Origin of the sequence: Erythrobacter sp. KY5, assembly GCF_003264115.1 — a bacterium.
GTDB lineage: Bacteria > Pseudomonadota > Alphaproteobacteria > Sphingomonadales > Sphingomonadaceae > Erythrobacter.
The window spans coordinates 1,245,298-1,259,124 of the sequence record NZ_CP021912.1 but is presented as its reverse complement, the minus strand read 5'-3'; the positions used below and the strand labels follow the sequence as shown (position 1 = coordinate 1,259,124).

Below are 13,827 nucleotides of genomic sequence, written 5' to 3'. Positions count from 1 at the left end.
CGCCTTGCCGTTGTGTGAGTTCATCCGCCGACAATGCCGCGGCGGGTCGAGGTCCAGAGGGTTGCGAGGATGATCATGCCCCACAGGATGTTGACGATATCAAGGAAGTCAGGTCCGGCCGCGATGCCAAGGTGGCCCAGCACCGCCCAGCCGCCGCCGACGATAAGGATCAGGTAGTAACCGATGACCGTCGCCTCGCTGGCGGCGGCGCGCATGAGCTCGTCCATCATCACCCAGCTTTTGCGATAGGACGCGATGCCAAGGATGACGAACATGGCGAAGATTCCGAATGCGATCCCCGGCGCGAGCAGTCCGAACGGTTCTGCAAGGATCAGCGTGCCGATTGCGAAACCGAACTGCATCGCGCTTGCCCCCTGCCAGCGGAACAACTCGGGCTGATCGGCGATATCGTCGGCCTCCATTTCAAGGAGCTTGTGCAGGTGCCTGGGGAAGGAAACCGCCGCAAATGCCGCTATCCCGCCGCAGATATATGCGAACGCCAGCAACGCGGAGACGTAGACCGTGTTGTCGCTTGGCAAGGTGTCGGTCAACGCCCACAGGTCGATGTCGCTGAAACCGACATAGAACCCCGCGATAAGACCAACAAACACCCCGATACCGACGGACGGTCCCAGCATCTTCGCGATTTTCTGCATTGTCCCGCGTTCGTCCGACATCGTGTTGCTCTCCATCATGCGTCCGGCTCCCAGTGATCGATAAACAGGTCAGGCACGCTCACTTGGAAAAGTTTCGCCATGCGAAGCGCCAGCGGAAGCGAGGGATCGTATTTGTCGGTTTCGACCGCATTGATCGTCTGCCGCGAGACGCCCAGCCGCCGGGCAAGTTCGCCCTGGCTCCAGCCTTCAGCCTCCCGATGATGTTTAAGACGGTTTTCCAAAAGTGACCCTTCGAGCCCGCTGGTGATTCGAGCCTGTAAAGAGCTCTTTACTGACAAGAGGTCTTTACAGTCAAGAGCTCTTTACAGCCCTTGCGCAAATTGCTTGACTTGGGCCTATATCGGGTCTGTTTGCGCACACGATGCTGCGCGATCCGATCCGATTGATACCGCTCCTTTTTCTGGCGCTGATTCTGGTCGGAACAGCGCTTCTCAGCCTGCCGGTCGCGACCAGTGATGGAAACGCCGCGCCGCTGCTCACCGCCTTCTTCACCGCCACCTCTGCCGTGTCCGTCACCGGGCTGATCGTGGTCGACACGCCGGTTTACTGGTCGATGTTCGGACAGATCACGATCCTCGTCCTGTTCCAGATCGGCGGCTTCGGCATCATGACCGCTGCGACCTTGTTCGGCCTGATGCTGGGGCGAGGGCTTGGCCTGCGCGAACGCATGGCAACGCAGGTCGAGCGGAACCGGATCGAGCGCGGCGATGCTGTGTCGGTTATCAAGCTGGTGCTTGCCATCACATTGGCAATCGAAGTGGTGGTCGCAGCGATCCTCACGATGCGCTTCCACCTCACGCACGATTTCGCGTTCTCCTCTGCGTTGTGGCACGGCATCTTCCATTCGGTCAGCGCGTTCAACAATGCCGGTTTTTCGAGCTTTTCCGACAGCGTCATGGGGTTTCAGGGGGATCCGGTGATCCTTTCGCCGATCATGCTTGCGGTCATCATCACCGCGCTTGGATTTCCGGTTATGCAGGATTTGCGCGCCGAAAAGCTGCGCTGGTCGAACTACACGCTCCATACCAAGATCACGCTTCTTGCGACCGCAGTGCTGCTGGCGACAGGCTTTGTCGCGATGCTGGGTATGGAATGGGGCAATCCTGATACGCTCGGCCCGATGACACTGGGCGAAAAAGCGCTGAACGCCGCGTTTCATTCGGTTATGCCGCGCACGGCTGGTTTCAACAGCCTAGATGTCGGCAGTTTTCGCGATCAGACGGTGCTGGTGAACTATCTTTTGATGTTCATCGGCGGCGGCAGTGCGGGCACCGCCGGGGGGATCAAGATCACCACATTCGTCGTGCTTATCGCGGTCGTGATCTCCGAGATTCGTGGCCAACGCGATTCGGGCATTTTCGACCGCCGCTTCGGCTCGCATATCGAACGCCAGGCGCTTGCCGTGACCGTGCTGGCCGGATCGCTGATCTTCCTTGCAACCCTCTACATCGTCTCGATCACCGACCTCGCATTCGAGCGGGTCCTGTTCGAAACGATTTCCGCTTTTTCGACCGTTGGCCTTTCGATGGGCATCACCGGCGACCTTCCGCCAAGTGCGCAATTGGTCATCACCGCGCTGATGTTTGTAGGCCGCGTGGGAACCATAACGGTGGCTACAGCGCTTGCATTGGGAAGCGGTTCGCGAACCTACCGCTATCCAGAGGAGAACCCGATTGTCGGCTAAAGGAAAACGCCCCGTTATCGTCATTGGTCTTGGCCGTTTTGGCGGCGCGGTGGCAGAGACGCTCGAACGCATGGGGCACGACGTCATGGGCGCGGATACCGATCCGGGCAGAGTGCAGGATTTCGCTTCGGTCCTGACCAAGGTGGTCGAAGCCGATTGTTCGCATTCGCGCACCCTCAAGGATCTGGGCGCTGCCGAATTCGAGGCAGCCATCGTCGGCATCGGAAACGATATCGAGGCAAGCGTGCTGACCGTCCTGGCTCTGTCGGAACTGGGCGTTGCAAACATCTGGGCCAAGGCAACCAACGAGAAGCACGCAGCGATCCTGGAACGCATCGGGGCAACGCATGTGGTCTTCCCCGAACAACGCATGGGCGAGCGCGTGGCGCATCTCGTCAATGAACGCATGCTCGACTTTATCGCGTTCGATGATCACTTCGCCATCGCCCGGCTCAAGGCTCCGCCGGCGATCATCGGCCTGCCGCTCGTCACAAGTGAATGCCGCAAGAAGCATGACGTTACGGTCGTGGGCGTAAAGCGCGAGGGCGAGGATTTCATTCACGCAACGCCCGACACGCTGATCATGCCCGATGACGAACTGGTCGTATCGGGCCGGATCGCCAAGATAGAGGCGTTCTCGGCGCTCGTTTCGGAGTAGCCGCCTCTCCGGCCACTCCCCACGCGGCGATGCCAAACCATTTTCCTACTTGGGCGTCATGTGCCTAATAGCTCGACCTCGGTTTCCAACTGCAACGAGGTCCAAGCCCATGACTGCCAAATCCACCGATCCGCGCCGCCGTCTCAACCGCAAGCTCATCTTCGATGCGGTGCGGCGCTTGCGCGGGCGCGTCTTTCGTCAATCCGAGGTCGATGCGCTCGACAATGCGATCGATGCAGCCCAGCGCCACATCAGTGACACTTCACGCGGCGAACGTGACACTTTTCCGGTACAAGGTGACACAAATGGCCCCGACAGTGACACTTCGGCGCTTTTCCCCCTGGACCGTGTAACATGCGGTCCATCCGTTCCTTACATACGACGAACCGATCGCCCTCACCCGCGCCGTATCTCAGACGCCGGGATCGCTCTTATCAAGCGTTTCGAAGGCTGCGCTCGTCTGCGCCGCGATGGGCTGGTGGGCGCGTATCCCGACCCCGGTACAGGCGGCGAACCCTGGACGATCGGCTGGGGTGCGACGGGGCTCGATGACCAGAACGGTGCCGGCCTTGGCGAGCGGATCGGCCCTCACACCGTGTGGACGCAGGACCAGTGCGATGCCCGCCTCGCCCGCGATCTCGAACGATACGCCGCCGAAGTTGCACTTGCGATTGCGGGCGCTCCGACGACGCAGGGCCAGTTCGATGCGCTTGTGAGCTTTCACTACAACACCGGCGCGATCCACAAGGCGACGCTGACGAAGAAGCACGTTGCGGGCGATTACGATGGAGCAATCGCCGAGTTCGCGCGCTGGAAGCATGCAGGCGGGCGGGTGCTGAAAGGACTGGTTCGCAGGCGCGCCGAGGAAGCAAAGCTCTATGCGAGCCGCTGACCCGGCCCGTGCGCGAGCCGCTGACCCAGCTCAGTAATCCCGGCTGATCTCGGCAAGCACGCTGTCGCGCCCGATGGTCGTAACCGTCCCCAGAAGCGCAAGCCAGCTGGTGATGCGGTATTCAAGCTGCGTGGCGCTATAACCCTGCCCGTCGGTGACAAGCTCGACATAGACGCGCCGGCCAAGGTTCTTGCCAAGCGCAACGCCCGTTCCCCGGCCAAGCGCCGGATCAGCCGACACGATGCGCAACTGGTCGAGCCCGATGGAACGGCGCAGCTGACCGATCGGATCGAGCCCTCCGCCGCCGCCCTGCAACGCGGCGAGGGCCGCACCGAGCTGGATGGCGTCGGTTGCCGAAAGGGACGTGACCGACCCGCCGAACAACAGCCGGGCGAGGATCTCCTCTTCAGGCAATGCGGGAGTGGAGGAGAACGCGATTTCGGGTGTCTGCGCATTGCCGGTGATGTCGATGGTGACATCGGTACCATTGGCGCTCGCCTGCGCCTCGATATCGAGGCGCGGATCGATGGGCAGATCGGCATCGAACTCGATCCGCCCCTCGGTCAGCTCGAAACGGGTCCCGGCAAAGGTGTAGGCCCCGCGCACAAGGCTCGCCTCGCCGCCCATGCGCGGGTCGTCGACCGTTCCGCGCAGCGCGATATCGATGCCCCATTCGCTGTCGAGCCCCAGCCCATCGACCGCAACACGGCTCGGCGCGCTCGCATCGATCAGGTAGCGCCACTGGCTAGTCGGGCCGGTGCTGCGCGCTGCCACCTGGTCGGGGCGGTTGATCTCGGTCGTGGCGATGGTCGGCAGGCGCATGTCTTCAGCAGCGATGCCCAGAGCCCAGCTCGCCCGGTCGACGCGGACCCTTCCGGCAATCGCGCCGCCGGTCCCGTCCGAAACGATGCGCAAGGGGCCGGTGATCGTCGCATCAAGGCCGTTGCCGTTGAGCAACCGCGCCCGCGATGCAGCCGCACGGATGTCGATCTGCGGCCCTCTGGTGGCAGACATACCGGCAAGGTCGACAAAGCCGCTGCCCGAGACAGAGCCGCCGCCGCTGGTCGAACCGGTAAAGCGCGTAAGCTCAAGCCGCGATCCGGCAAAGCGTCCACGCGCGCTCACGCCGGTGATGTCCGTGCCCGAGATCGCGCTCTGCAGGCGCAGATCGTCGCTGGCGAGGTCGCCGGTGATGCTCGGATTGGAAAGCGTGCCGGTTGCCCTCGCATCGACGCTGACGGGTCCGGTAAGATCGAAGGTCTCGATCCCCGCAAGCCGCCACAGCGATTGTGCCGGGCCATCATAGCCCAGAGCTGCATCGAGCCGCCCACGCATGATGCGGCTGGCGAGATCGCCGCCGGACCGCAAACCGGTTACGCGGCCTTCGAGGCTGCCAAGCCGCCGCTCCCCTTCAAGGAGGCGCGCTCCCACGGCCAGCTCGCGCGGGGACAGGTTGGCAACCGCGAACACGTCGATTGGCCGGGAGGACAGCACCAGCCCGGAGCGCGTGAAGTCATCGATCTTCACCCGCGCGCTGCCCGTCGGTGGAGCGTTGCCGACCTGATTGTACGAGATCACGCCCGACAGCCGGCCACCAAGACCAAGCTCGCTGCCGGCCAGATCGACGAGGCGCAAAGGCATGCTCGCCATGCTCGCCTCGAGCGAGGTCCGCTCGCCGCCAAGCGTGCCTTCGAGGATCGTGTAACCGCGCGCGAACCCGATCTGGGTGGGCGCAAGCCGGTATCCGCCATCCTCCAGCGGGGTCAGCACCGCGCGGCGCGGCATGGTGATCGGTCGCCCGCCATACTCGCCCTGGGCGATGACAGCGATACGCTCAGGCGCGAACTGGCCATCGAACTTGAGAGCGAAGCGGTCGGCGCGCCGCCCGGCGATCGAGGCCTGCATTGTGCCGCTGCCATTGACGATCTCGCCGGTCGCGTTGAATGCAGCGATGCTGAGCGCGCCATACTCAAACCCCGTCCCCTCGATATCCGCCTCGATCCGGCTGGTGGCCTCGTCGAACGCGCCGCTTGCATTGATGTCGGCATAGGCAATCGCGATCGGGATATCCCCGGTGAAGCGGGCCTGCCGCGCTTCGATGTCGAGCTCGAAACCCTGCGCGCCGGTGTTGCCGGGTGTCAGCAAGATGCTCCCGGCAAGGCCCCCGCCGCTAACGTCGAGATTGCCTGCCACCCCATTGTCAGCGAGCGCAATCGCTCCGGACACATTGGTGCGCGACACGGAAAGGTTGCGGACAGCGATACGGGTCGGGCCGCCGGCGGGTAGCTCAATCCCCAGCGCTCCGTCGAATGGTCCGAGCAGCGAGCCGCCCGCTACATCGACCGCAAAACCATCATCCTCGGGCGCGATGTCGAGCCGCACATTGGTCAATCCCGCTGCCGGGAGCGGATCGGCAAGCACCAGCTGCGCGCGCGGGCCGTCACCCGCAAGTTCGGCATCGAAGGTGAATGCGCCGTATTCGACATGCTCGCCCGATCCTTCGAGCAGAGTGCGCTCGCCCACGATCTGGCTGTCGAGCGCAAGGTCAAGGCGCGCGCTTGAGAGCACTACGTCGCGCAGGGCAATGGGGCTGCCCGCGCCCATGTTGAGCGCGCCTTCAAAGCGTACCTCTTCACCCGCAAGGTTGGCGATCGTGGCATTGGTAACGTCCGCCAGACGTCCCGAAAGAGCTGCGCGCACATTCCACGGGATCGAAGTGCCGAACCTTGCGACCAGCCTCGCTTGCGCTGTCACTCGGCCAACATCGTCGATCGCGAGACCTCTCGCAGTGACGGGACCGGCGAGCGCATAGACGCCTTGCCCCGTGTCCCCTCGCAGCGTCAGTTGGGCGAGCAGATCGGGGAAAGCCAGACGCGCATTGTCCGCCTCAAGCCGCCCGTCGCGCAGGCTGAGAAGCCCGGTCAGCGAGCCATTGACTAGGCGCGGATCGACCAGCTCGATGCCGGTCTCAACGCGGTCGGCCTCGACATTCATCGGGACGAGGAATGCGTCGCCATTGTATGTCGCGGTGCCGGTCTGCACGAGACCGGTCATCACCGCAGTGCCTGCCAGATCAAGCGTCTGGACCGTCAATTCATGATCGACGACGAGGTCGCGGAACGGGCCGTCCAGCACCGCCGAAAGCCGCGCGCCTTCAAACCGCGCCGTCTCTCCGAGCAAATCGGGATCGCGCAACCGAGCGTTGGCGGCGAACTCCTCCGCCCGGTTGCCGGCAAGGTCCAACGCTCCATCACCGCGAAGATCGAGCGCACGGGTGACGGCGGCAATCTCGCCTTCGAAAACGCTCTGCTCCAGCGTGCCTGAAAGCGCGATCGACGCGGCATCGCCGAGCGCGCGGGCAAGAAGAGTGCCGCTCTGCAAGCGCGGCGACGCCTGACCAAGCGCAGCGTAGGTGCCGGCATCATTGGTCAGTTGAAATCCGGCGACCCGCGTGCGCTCATCACCGTCCTCACGCATGACCAGCGCGTGACCCAGCCAGTGCGTCCAGGTCCCCTCCCCGGCGATACGCGCATCGTAGGCAGCGCTGAGGCCTGCGATGGCCGCAATCGGTCCATCGGCGGCGGCGCGGTAATCGAGCGCAAGATCGAACTTGTCGCCATCCGGCTCTGCATCGAGCAACAGTTCGATCCGGTCTTCGGGCCCGAAGCGGCCCTCGGCATCGACAAGTGCACGCCCGGAGCGAATGTCGATCTCGGCCTCGAAATCCACCCTTTGAGCGCGTTCACCTGCGACCCCTGGTGCGAGGGTGAGATTGTCGATCTCGAGCTGGTCGACCCGAATGTCGAAATCGGGAAGCAGCGGCGCGTCGGGGTCGCCGGGGAGCAATTCGGGCAAACGCTCAAGCCGGGCGCGCCGCGCGGTCAACTCGCGGATGTCGATACCGCTCCACAGCCAACTGAGCGGTCGCCAGCTCAGCTCCACTTCCGGGATGGTGAGAAAGGCACCCTGCGGGTCGAACAGCGTCACATCGTGCAGGGTCGATTCGCCATATATATCGCCTTCGATCCTGCCGACTTCGAACCGGAGGCCCGACGCCGGTGCGACCTGTGCGATCTGGTCAGCGACGAAGCGCTTGCCGATGGGCGTTGCAAGAAGCAGCGCGATGAGAACCAGCGGCAACAGCAGGATGGCGATCACCCACCCCGCACGCTTCGCCCAGCGCCGCTTTCGCTTGCGCTCAGGCGCTTGAGCCTCGGCCACCATCTCGTCTTCGTCTGCCATCAGAACGCTTGCCCCAGACTGACATAGACAACCACCGGAGCATCGAATTCGTTCGGGTTAAGAGGCACGCCGACATCGACGCGGATGGGGCCGAAGCTGGTCTTGTAGCGAACACCGATGCCCGCGCCGGCGCGCACGACATCAAAATTGGGGCGCGCATCGCGCGAAATCGAGCCGATATCGAAGAAGGGTACGACTTCTACCGCTCCATCGAGAAAACCGGTCTGGATCCGGGCTTCGATTGCCCCTTCAAGGAGCGAACCACCGCCAAGCGGTTCGCCGAACTCGTTGCGCAGGCCAATCGCCTGGAAGCCGTAACCGCGCACCGATCCGCCGCCGCCCGAATAAAGCCTGCGCGAAGGAGCGAGCTCGAAAGCGTTGGCACCGATGATGGAGGCCGCCGCGAAGCGCGCTGCAACAACATGTTCGCCGACAGACCGGTAGTAACTCGCATCGACGCGGGCGCGCACATAATAGCTTTCCTCGCCCAATGTGCGCGAGACCTCGGGCGCGGCAAAGCCGGTGAGGCGGAAACCCTCTGTCGGGTCGAGCAGGTCGTCGGTCGCATCAATCGTGGCGCTGCCGAACAGGCTGCCGATCAGGTATTCCTGACGCGGTCGCTGGATGCCGTTGGTTATGCGGTTGCGCTCATCGGTGTAGAGCACTTCTGCACCGACCTGCCAGCTTAGTGGCTTCTGGAAGAGAAGGTTCGACACCCGCTCGAACGCGCCGCGAAGAGCGACCGTGCGGGCATCGACAGCTTCGGTCTCGATGTCACTCGCATAGGCATCGATGGTGAGCACCTGATCGCGATCGCGGAAATTGTTGCGGCGATACGTGACACTGGCAAGCTGTTCGCGCGTGCCCAGAATACCGCGCAGCCTCAGTGCCCCTTCAGGCGGGAAGAGGTTGCGGTGTTCCCACCCGGCCTCGATCTTGATCCCGTCCTCGGTTCCATAGCCGATAGCTCCGGACAGGGTGCGTAGCGGAGCCCGTTCCATCGCCACATCGAGAGCGACCTCGCCCGGATCACCGCTCTCCGGTTCGGTGGTTTCGCGAGGGGTGATCGCAACGCTGGAGACAAGACCGGTCGCAAGGATCGCGCGCCGCAGGTCAGATTGCATGCTGGTCTGATAGACATCGCCCGGATCGAAGCGCGCGATACGCTGCAAATGGCGGGAGGAAAGGAAGCTGGGATCGTCGCTGACGATCTCGCCGAAAACGAACTTGCCGCCCGGCTGGACAGGTACGGTGAGATCGCCCTGATCGCGGGCGTGATCGATCAGGAGACGCGGTTCGTCAATTTCGGCAAAGGGGTAGCCGTTCTCGCCGAAGGCCACTCTAAGCGCATTTTCACGCTCGACAATGCGGTCGGCGTAAAGCGGATCGCCGGACCGGATGGCAAAGACATCCCGCAGTTTCGTCTGATCGGGCTGCGCGAGCTGGTCGAATTCGCCAAGATCGATCTCGCCAAAGGAATAGCGCGGCCCCGGCAGGATGTCGAAGCGAACTCTTGGTTCGAGGTCTACCTGCCGCTCTGCCTCATCGCCCTCCTCATCGGCAAAACCGCGCCGTCCACCTGAAAGCTGGCGGATGATCTCGCTGTCGTAATAGCCATATGTGCGCAAGACCTGGTCGAGCAGTTCCTGGTCCGAGCGAGCTCGTGCGGCCAGTTGGGGAACCGTGTCTTCATCGGAGTCGAGCGCTTCGACTGCGGAGAGCGCGGCAAACCGCTCTATGAACTCGCGCCGCTCTGGGAAGTCGACCTCGTCCGTCGGAAAAGCGAGAGTGAGCTCATCGCTTACCTCATATTCGGTGAGCGGGGGCAGCTCGACGAGGTTGGGCGCCCTTATCTCTGCGAAGGAAGGGCGCTCCGGATCAGGATCAAGGCGTTCGGGTTCCCGGATCGTGAGGGCATCCAATGCCGCTTCGAGGTCAAAGGGCGCAGCGGGGTCAGTCGACAGATCGGTTGCCAACTCGCCGCTCGATCTTTCTTCGGACGGTACTTCGGGTGCAGGGTCGTCCGACCGGGCATCGGTTGCCCCGGTGCCTCGCGCTGCCCAGTCTTCGGCATCGTCGGTCGCGTCTTGCGGGATAAGATCATCGAGTGTTCGCGGCTCCCGAACTTGAGGGCGCGCGCGTGGTTCACTTTGAGCTTGTTGCGTGTCGGTTGAACCGGCTGAGGCTGCACTATCCTGCCCGGCGGCCGAGACACCGGATGCAGTCAGTCCAGCCGCAAGGGCCAGATCGAGCAGGAATAAGCGCAATAAATCAGCTCGCCGGGAATTTCACGGGTTGTCCGTCTTTACCCCGGGGGCCGTTAATTGTTCCCGCCTTATTGCTGCGCGGTGCCGTAGCTGCGGCAATCAGACGGCTTTGCTCTTCGCTGTTCATGCGCTGCCACCCTTCGCGGGTAAGGCGTTCGAGCGGGCGATAACGCACCTTGTACTGCATGCGCGGGCTGCCATCGACCCAGTAGCCCAGATATACATAAGGCAGGCCGGTGCTTGCGGCTCGCTTGATATGGTCAAGGATGATGTAATTGCCGAGCCCGGCGCGTCCTTCATGATCGGGATCGTAGAACGAATAGATCATCGAAAGGCCATCGCCCTGGCGATCGGTCAGGCAGGCACCGACAAGGCGGCCCGGTTCGCCGCTTTCTGTGGGTTCGCGATATTCGGTCAGTGTGCTGGTGACAGGCGTATGTTCGACCATGTCGGCATAATCGAGTTCGTCCATCGTCGACATTCCGCCATCGGGATGGCGCACCGACAGATACTTGGTCAGGAGCTCGAACTGTTCATCGGTCGCCCAAGGGCGGCATTCGGTCACGATCAGGTCGCGATTGCGCTTGATATCGCGTTTCTGAGTGCTCGACGGCCTGAATTCCCCGGCAACCACGCGCACCGAAACGCAGGCCTGACAATCGAGGCAGCTGGGGCGATAGGCGACAGTCTGGCTGCGACGAAAGCCGATCCGGCCAAGCGCCTCGTTCAGCTGATCCGCATGCGCGCCCTTTAATTCAGTGAAGACCTTCCGCTCCTGTCGTCCCGGAAGATAGGGGCACGGAGCGGGGCTCGTCACGAAGAAACGGGGAAAGCGGATCGGGGCCGTCACGGGTCTGGCGGGTCCTCTTGCGATGGTTCACCCGTGGGGATTTCCCGCACGAATGGAGAATCAGCGATGTCTTTATTAAGACATTCTTATGCCTTTTCGGTCCCGCCGGTAAAAGACCCTTAACCACAAATCAGAGTGAAAATTGGGTTACTTTGCACAAGACTGACTATCAAAATGCGCAAGATCGGAGCAATGATTCACAAGTTCTCCGATCTGCGTCACGAAATGGGGCAGCTTTGGTACGCCGCTAATTCAGCTCGACCACCTGCACTTGGTACCCCGTGTCACGCAGCGAGGAGACCAGCCTCTCGACCTGACTGGCATCGCGCGCCTCGCATTCGATATCGGTGATGAGCCCCTTGGCCGGGAGCGTGGTGAAGATGCGCTGATGGTATATCTCGATGATATTGACATTGTGCTCGTCGAACAGACGCATGACCTTGAAGAGCGCGCCGGGGCGATCCTGCAAGGTCACACGCAAACGCGCGAGGCGTCCCTGACGTGCAAGATCGCGCAGCAGCACATTCGCAAGCAGGCGCGTGTCGATGTTCCCGCCGCAAAGGACGAGACCAACGGTCTTTCCGGCAAAGCGCTCAGGATTTTCCAGCACCGCTGCGAGGCCAGCAGCGCCAGCCCCCTCGACCACCGTCTTTTCGATCTGGAGGAGAAGCGAGACCGCCTTTTCAAGGCTCGGTTCGTCAACGAGCAGAATGTCGTCGACCCGTTCCTTGATCACCTGCGAGGTAAATTCACCCGGGTTCTTGACCGCGATCCCTTCCGCCAGCGTGTCGCCGCCGCAATCGTGGCTTTCGCCCTTGAAGCGGTCGAACATGCTTGGAAACAGTCCAGCCTGAACGCCAACAATCTCGATATCGGGATTGATCGCCTTGGCCACCGTCGCCATGCCCGAGATCAGGCCGCCGCCGCCGATGGGGGTGACGAAGCAATCGAAATCCTGCTTGATTTCCAGCATCTCTAGCGCGGTCGTTCCGGCGCCCGCTGCAACATTGGGATCATCGAAGGGATGAACGAAAGTGAGCCCGCGCTCCTTTTCGAGCTGGCGCGCATAGCCATAGGCTTCGTCGAAAGTTTCGCCGTGCAGCACCACATTGCCACCCACGCTTTCGGTCTGCATGACCTTCACGGTCGGCGTGGTCTTGGGCATGACGATGGTGACAGGAACGCCGAGCCGGGTGCCATGATAGGAAAGCCCCTGCGAATGATTGCCCGCGGAGGCCGCGATCACACCGCGCTCGCGCTGTTCGTCAGTCAGTAGCAACAGCGCATTGAGAGCGCCGCGTTCTTTATATGCCGCGGTGAATTGCAGGTTTTCGAACTTCAGCCAGACATCCGCCCCGGTAATTTCCGAAAGCGTGATGGAGTGCATCATCGGCGTCTTCACTACCGAACCTTCAATGCGCGCAGCCGCCGCGCGCACATCGTCGAGAGTGAGGTCGGCCGGTGTGGCCGTGGCTTTGATGCTTTTATCTGGTGCGTTCATAATGGGCGGCAGGGTTAGGCCCACATTGCCGTAAGGGCAATTCGAATTGGCAGGTTTGCCGACAAGAATTGCTTGGATCCCACAGCAATTCCGCTTTGCCGCGCTAACGGATTGGCATTGGGCAGGATTGCGATTAGGCACGCGCACATGACTGCTTCCAAGAGGATCGCATTTCTCGGACTCGGCGTGATGGGTGGCCCTATGTGGGGCCATCTCGTCCGCGCTGGCCACGAGGCAACCGGCTACAATCGCGGTTTTGCTAAAGCGGAGGAATGGAGCGATCGCCTGGGTGACGAAGGCTTGCATGCCCCCGTCGAAAGCGACGCAGCCACCGCGGTGAAAGACAAGGACGTGGTCCTCGCATGTCTGGGCAACGACGACGATGTCGCATCGGTGTTGTTCGGCGCAAGCGGTGTGCTCGCGGCGATGAAGCGCGGGGCAACCTTTGTCGATCACACGACCGTCTCGCCGGGTCTGGCTCGTCGCATCGCGGATGAGTGTGACCGGATGGGTCTTCATGCCGTCGATGCGCCTGTCTCGGGCGGACAAGCGGGGGCGGAGAACGGCAAACTCTCGATCATGTGCGGCGGCTCTGACGAGGCGATGGCTTTGGCAGAGCCTGTCATGCAGGCTTATGCCGCGCGCATCGTGCATATTGGCGGGGCTGGTGCGGGCCAGACTGCGAAAGCTATCAACCAAGTATGTATTGCTGGCGTTCTCGCAGGCCTTTCCGAAGGCGTCCGGCTGGCGCAGGCGACCGGCGTTGATACCGGCAAAGTGCTCGAAGCCATCAGCGGCGGGGCAGCGCAAAGCTGGCAGATGGAAAACCGGTGGCCGACCATGGTCAAGGACGAATTCGATTTCGGTTTCGCCATCGACTGGATGCGCAAGGATCTGGCGATTGCGCTCGAAGAAGCGGCAAAGCACGAATTCGACCTGCCGGTCACGACGCTCGTCGATCAATTCTATTCCGAAGTGCAAGCCGCCGGTGGCAATCGGCTCGACACCAGCGCTCTGGTCACTCGCTATCCCAAATCTTCCGATACGAAATGAGAG

At 62.3% G+C, this 13,827-nt stretch carries 10 protein-coding genes; 4 read left to right on the top strand and 6 right to left on the bottom strand.

What is annotated here, in order from left to right:
• Window positions 1-20: 20 nt before the first annotated feature.
• A complete protein-coding gene (locus CD351_RS05975) occupies window positions 21-695 on the bottom strand; it encodes a hypothetical protein (RefSeq protein ID WP_162627627.1) in 675 nt (224 codons plus the stop codon).
• A complete protein-coding gene (locus CD351_RS05970) occupies window positions 692-898 on the bottom strand; it encodes a helix-turn-helix transcriptional regulator (RefSeq protein WP_111991753.1) in 207 nt (68 codons plus the stop codon). The genes CD351_RS05975 and CD351_RS05970 overlap by 4 nt, the downstream gene beginning before the upstream one ends.
• A 161-nt stretch (window positions 899-1,059) precedes the next feature.
• Between CD351_RS05970 and CD351_RS05965 the strand changes: the two genes are divergently transcribed.
• The 3 genes from CD351_RS05965 (at window position 1,060) to CD351_RS05955 (ending at window position 3,911) form a co-directional block, all read left to right on the top strand.
• On the top strand, window positions 1,060-2,361 hold the full coding sequence (locus tag CD351_RS05965; protein WP_234027251.1) for a TrkH family potassium uptake protein: 1,302 nt from the start codon (window positions 1,060-1,062) through the stop codon (window positions 2,359-2,361).
• On the top strand, window positions 2,351-3,019 hold the full coding sequence (locus CD351_RS05960; RefSeq protein ID WP_111991751.1) for a TrkA family potassium uptake protein: 669 nt from the start codon (window positions 2,351-2,353) through the stop codon (window positions 3,017-3,019). The genes CD351_RS05965 and CD351_RS05960 overlap by 11 nt, the downstream gene beginning before the upstream one ends.
• Window positions 3,020-3,128: 109 nt before the next feature.
• Complete coding sequence (locus tag CD351_RS05955; protein WP_234027250.1) at window positions 3,129-3,911, top strand: lysozyme; 783 nt, start codon at window positions 3,129-3,131, stop codon at window positions 3,909-3,911.
• A gap of 30 nt (window positions 3,912-3,941) precedes the next feature.
• On the opposite strand, the gene CD351_RS05950 is transcribed toward CD351_RS05955, so the two are convergent.
• The 4 genes from CD351_RS05950 to CD351_RS05935 form a co-directional block, all read right to left on the bottom strand.
• Window positions 3,942-8,153 carry a translocation/assembly module TamB domain-containing protein gene (locus CD351_RS05950; protein ID WP_111991750.1) on the bottom strand — a complete coding sequence of 1,404 codons (4,212 nt, stop codon included), beginning with the start codon at window positions 8,151-8,153 and terminating at the stop codon, window positions 3,942-3,944.
• A complete protein-coding gene (locus tag CD351_RS05945; RefSeq protein ID WP_111991749.1) occupies window positions 8,153-10,420 on the bottom strand; it encodes an autotransporter assembly complex family protein in 2,268 nt (755 codons plus the stop codon). Before CD351_RS05945 ends, CD351_RS05950 begins: the two co-directional genes overlap by 1 nt.
• A 4-nt stretch (window positions 10,421-10,424) precedes the next feature.
• Window positions 10,425-11,270 carry an arginyltransferase gene (locus CD351_RS05940; protein WP_111991748.1) on the bottom strand — a complete coding sequence of 282 codons (846 nt, stop codon included), beginning with the start codon at window positions 11,268-11,270 and terminating at the stop codon, window positions 10,425-10,427.
• Window positions 11,271-11,517: 247 nt separating this feature from the next.
• Entirely contained in the window at window positions 11,518-12,771 is a 1,254-nt protein-coding gene (locus CD351_RS05935; protein WP_111991747.1) for a threonine ammonia-lyase, read from the bottom strand.
• 147 nt (window positions 12,772-12,918) lie between these two features.
• Here CD351_RS05935 and CD351_RS05930 point away from each other — a divergent pair, with 147 nt between their 5' ends.
• Window positions 12,919-13,824 carry an NAD(P)-dependent oxidoreductase gene (locus CD351_RS05930; RefSeq protein ID WP_111991746.1) on the top strand — a complete coding sequence of 302 codons (906 nt, stop codon included), beginning with the start codon at window positions 12,919-12,921 and terminating at the stop codon, window positions 13,822-13,824.
• Window positions 13,825-13,827 lie beyond the last annotated feature (3 nt).

What these genes read in the sequence shown, in the direction of transcription:
- CD351_RS05975 (WP_162627627.1), bottom strand. Translation starts at nt 695, where the DNA reads ATGATGGAGAGCAACACGATGTCGGACGAACGCGGGACAATGCAGAAA.
- CD351_RS05955 (WP_234027250.1), top strand. Translation starts at nt 3,129, where the DNA reads ATGACTGCCAAATCCACCGATCCGCGCCGCCGTCTCAACCGCAAGCTC.
- CD351_RS05950 (WP_111991750.1), bottom strand. Translation starts at nt 8,153, where the DNA reads ATGGCAGACGAAGACGAGATGGTGGCCGAGGCTCAAGCGCCTGAGCGC.
- CD351_RS05935 (WP_111991747.1), bottom strand. Translation starts at nt 12,771, where the DNA reads ATGAACGCACCAGATAAAAGCATCAAAGCCACGGCCACACCGGCCGAC.
- CD351_RS05930 (WP_111991746.1), top strand. Translation starts at nt 12,919, where the DNA reads ATGACTGCTTCCAAGAGGATCGCATTTCTCGGACTCGGCGTGATGGGT.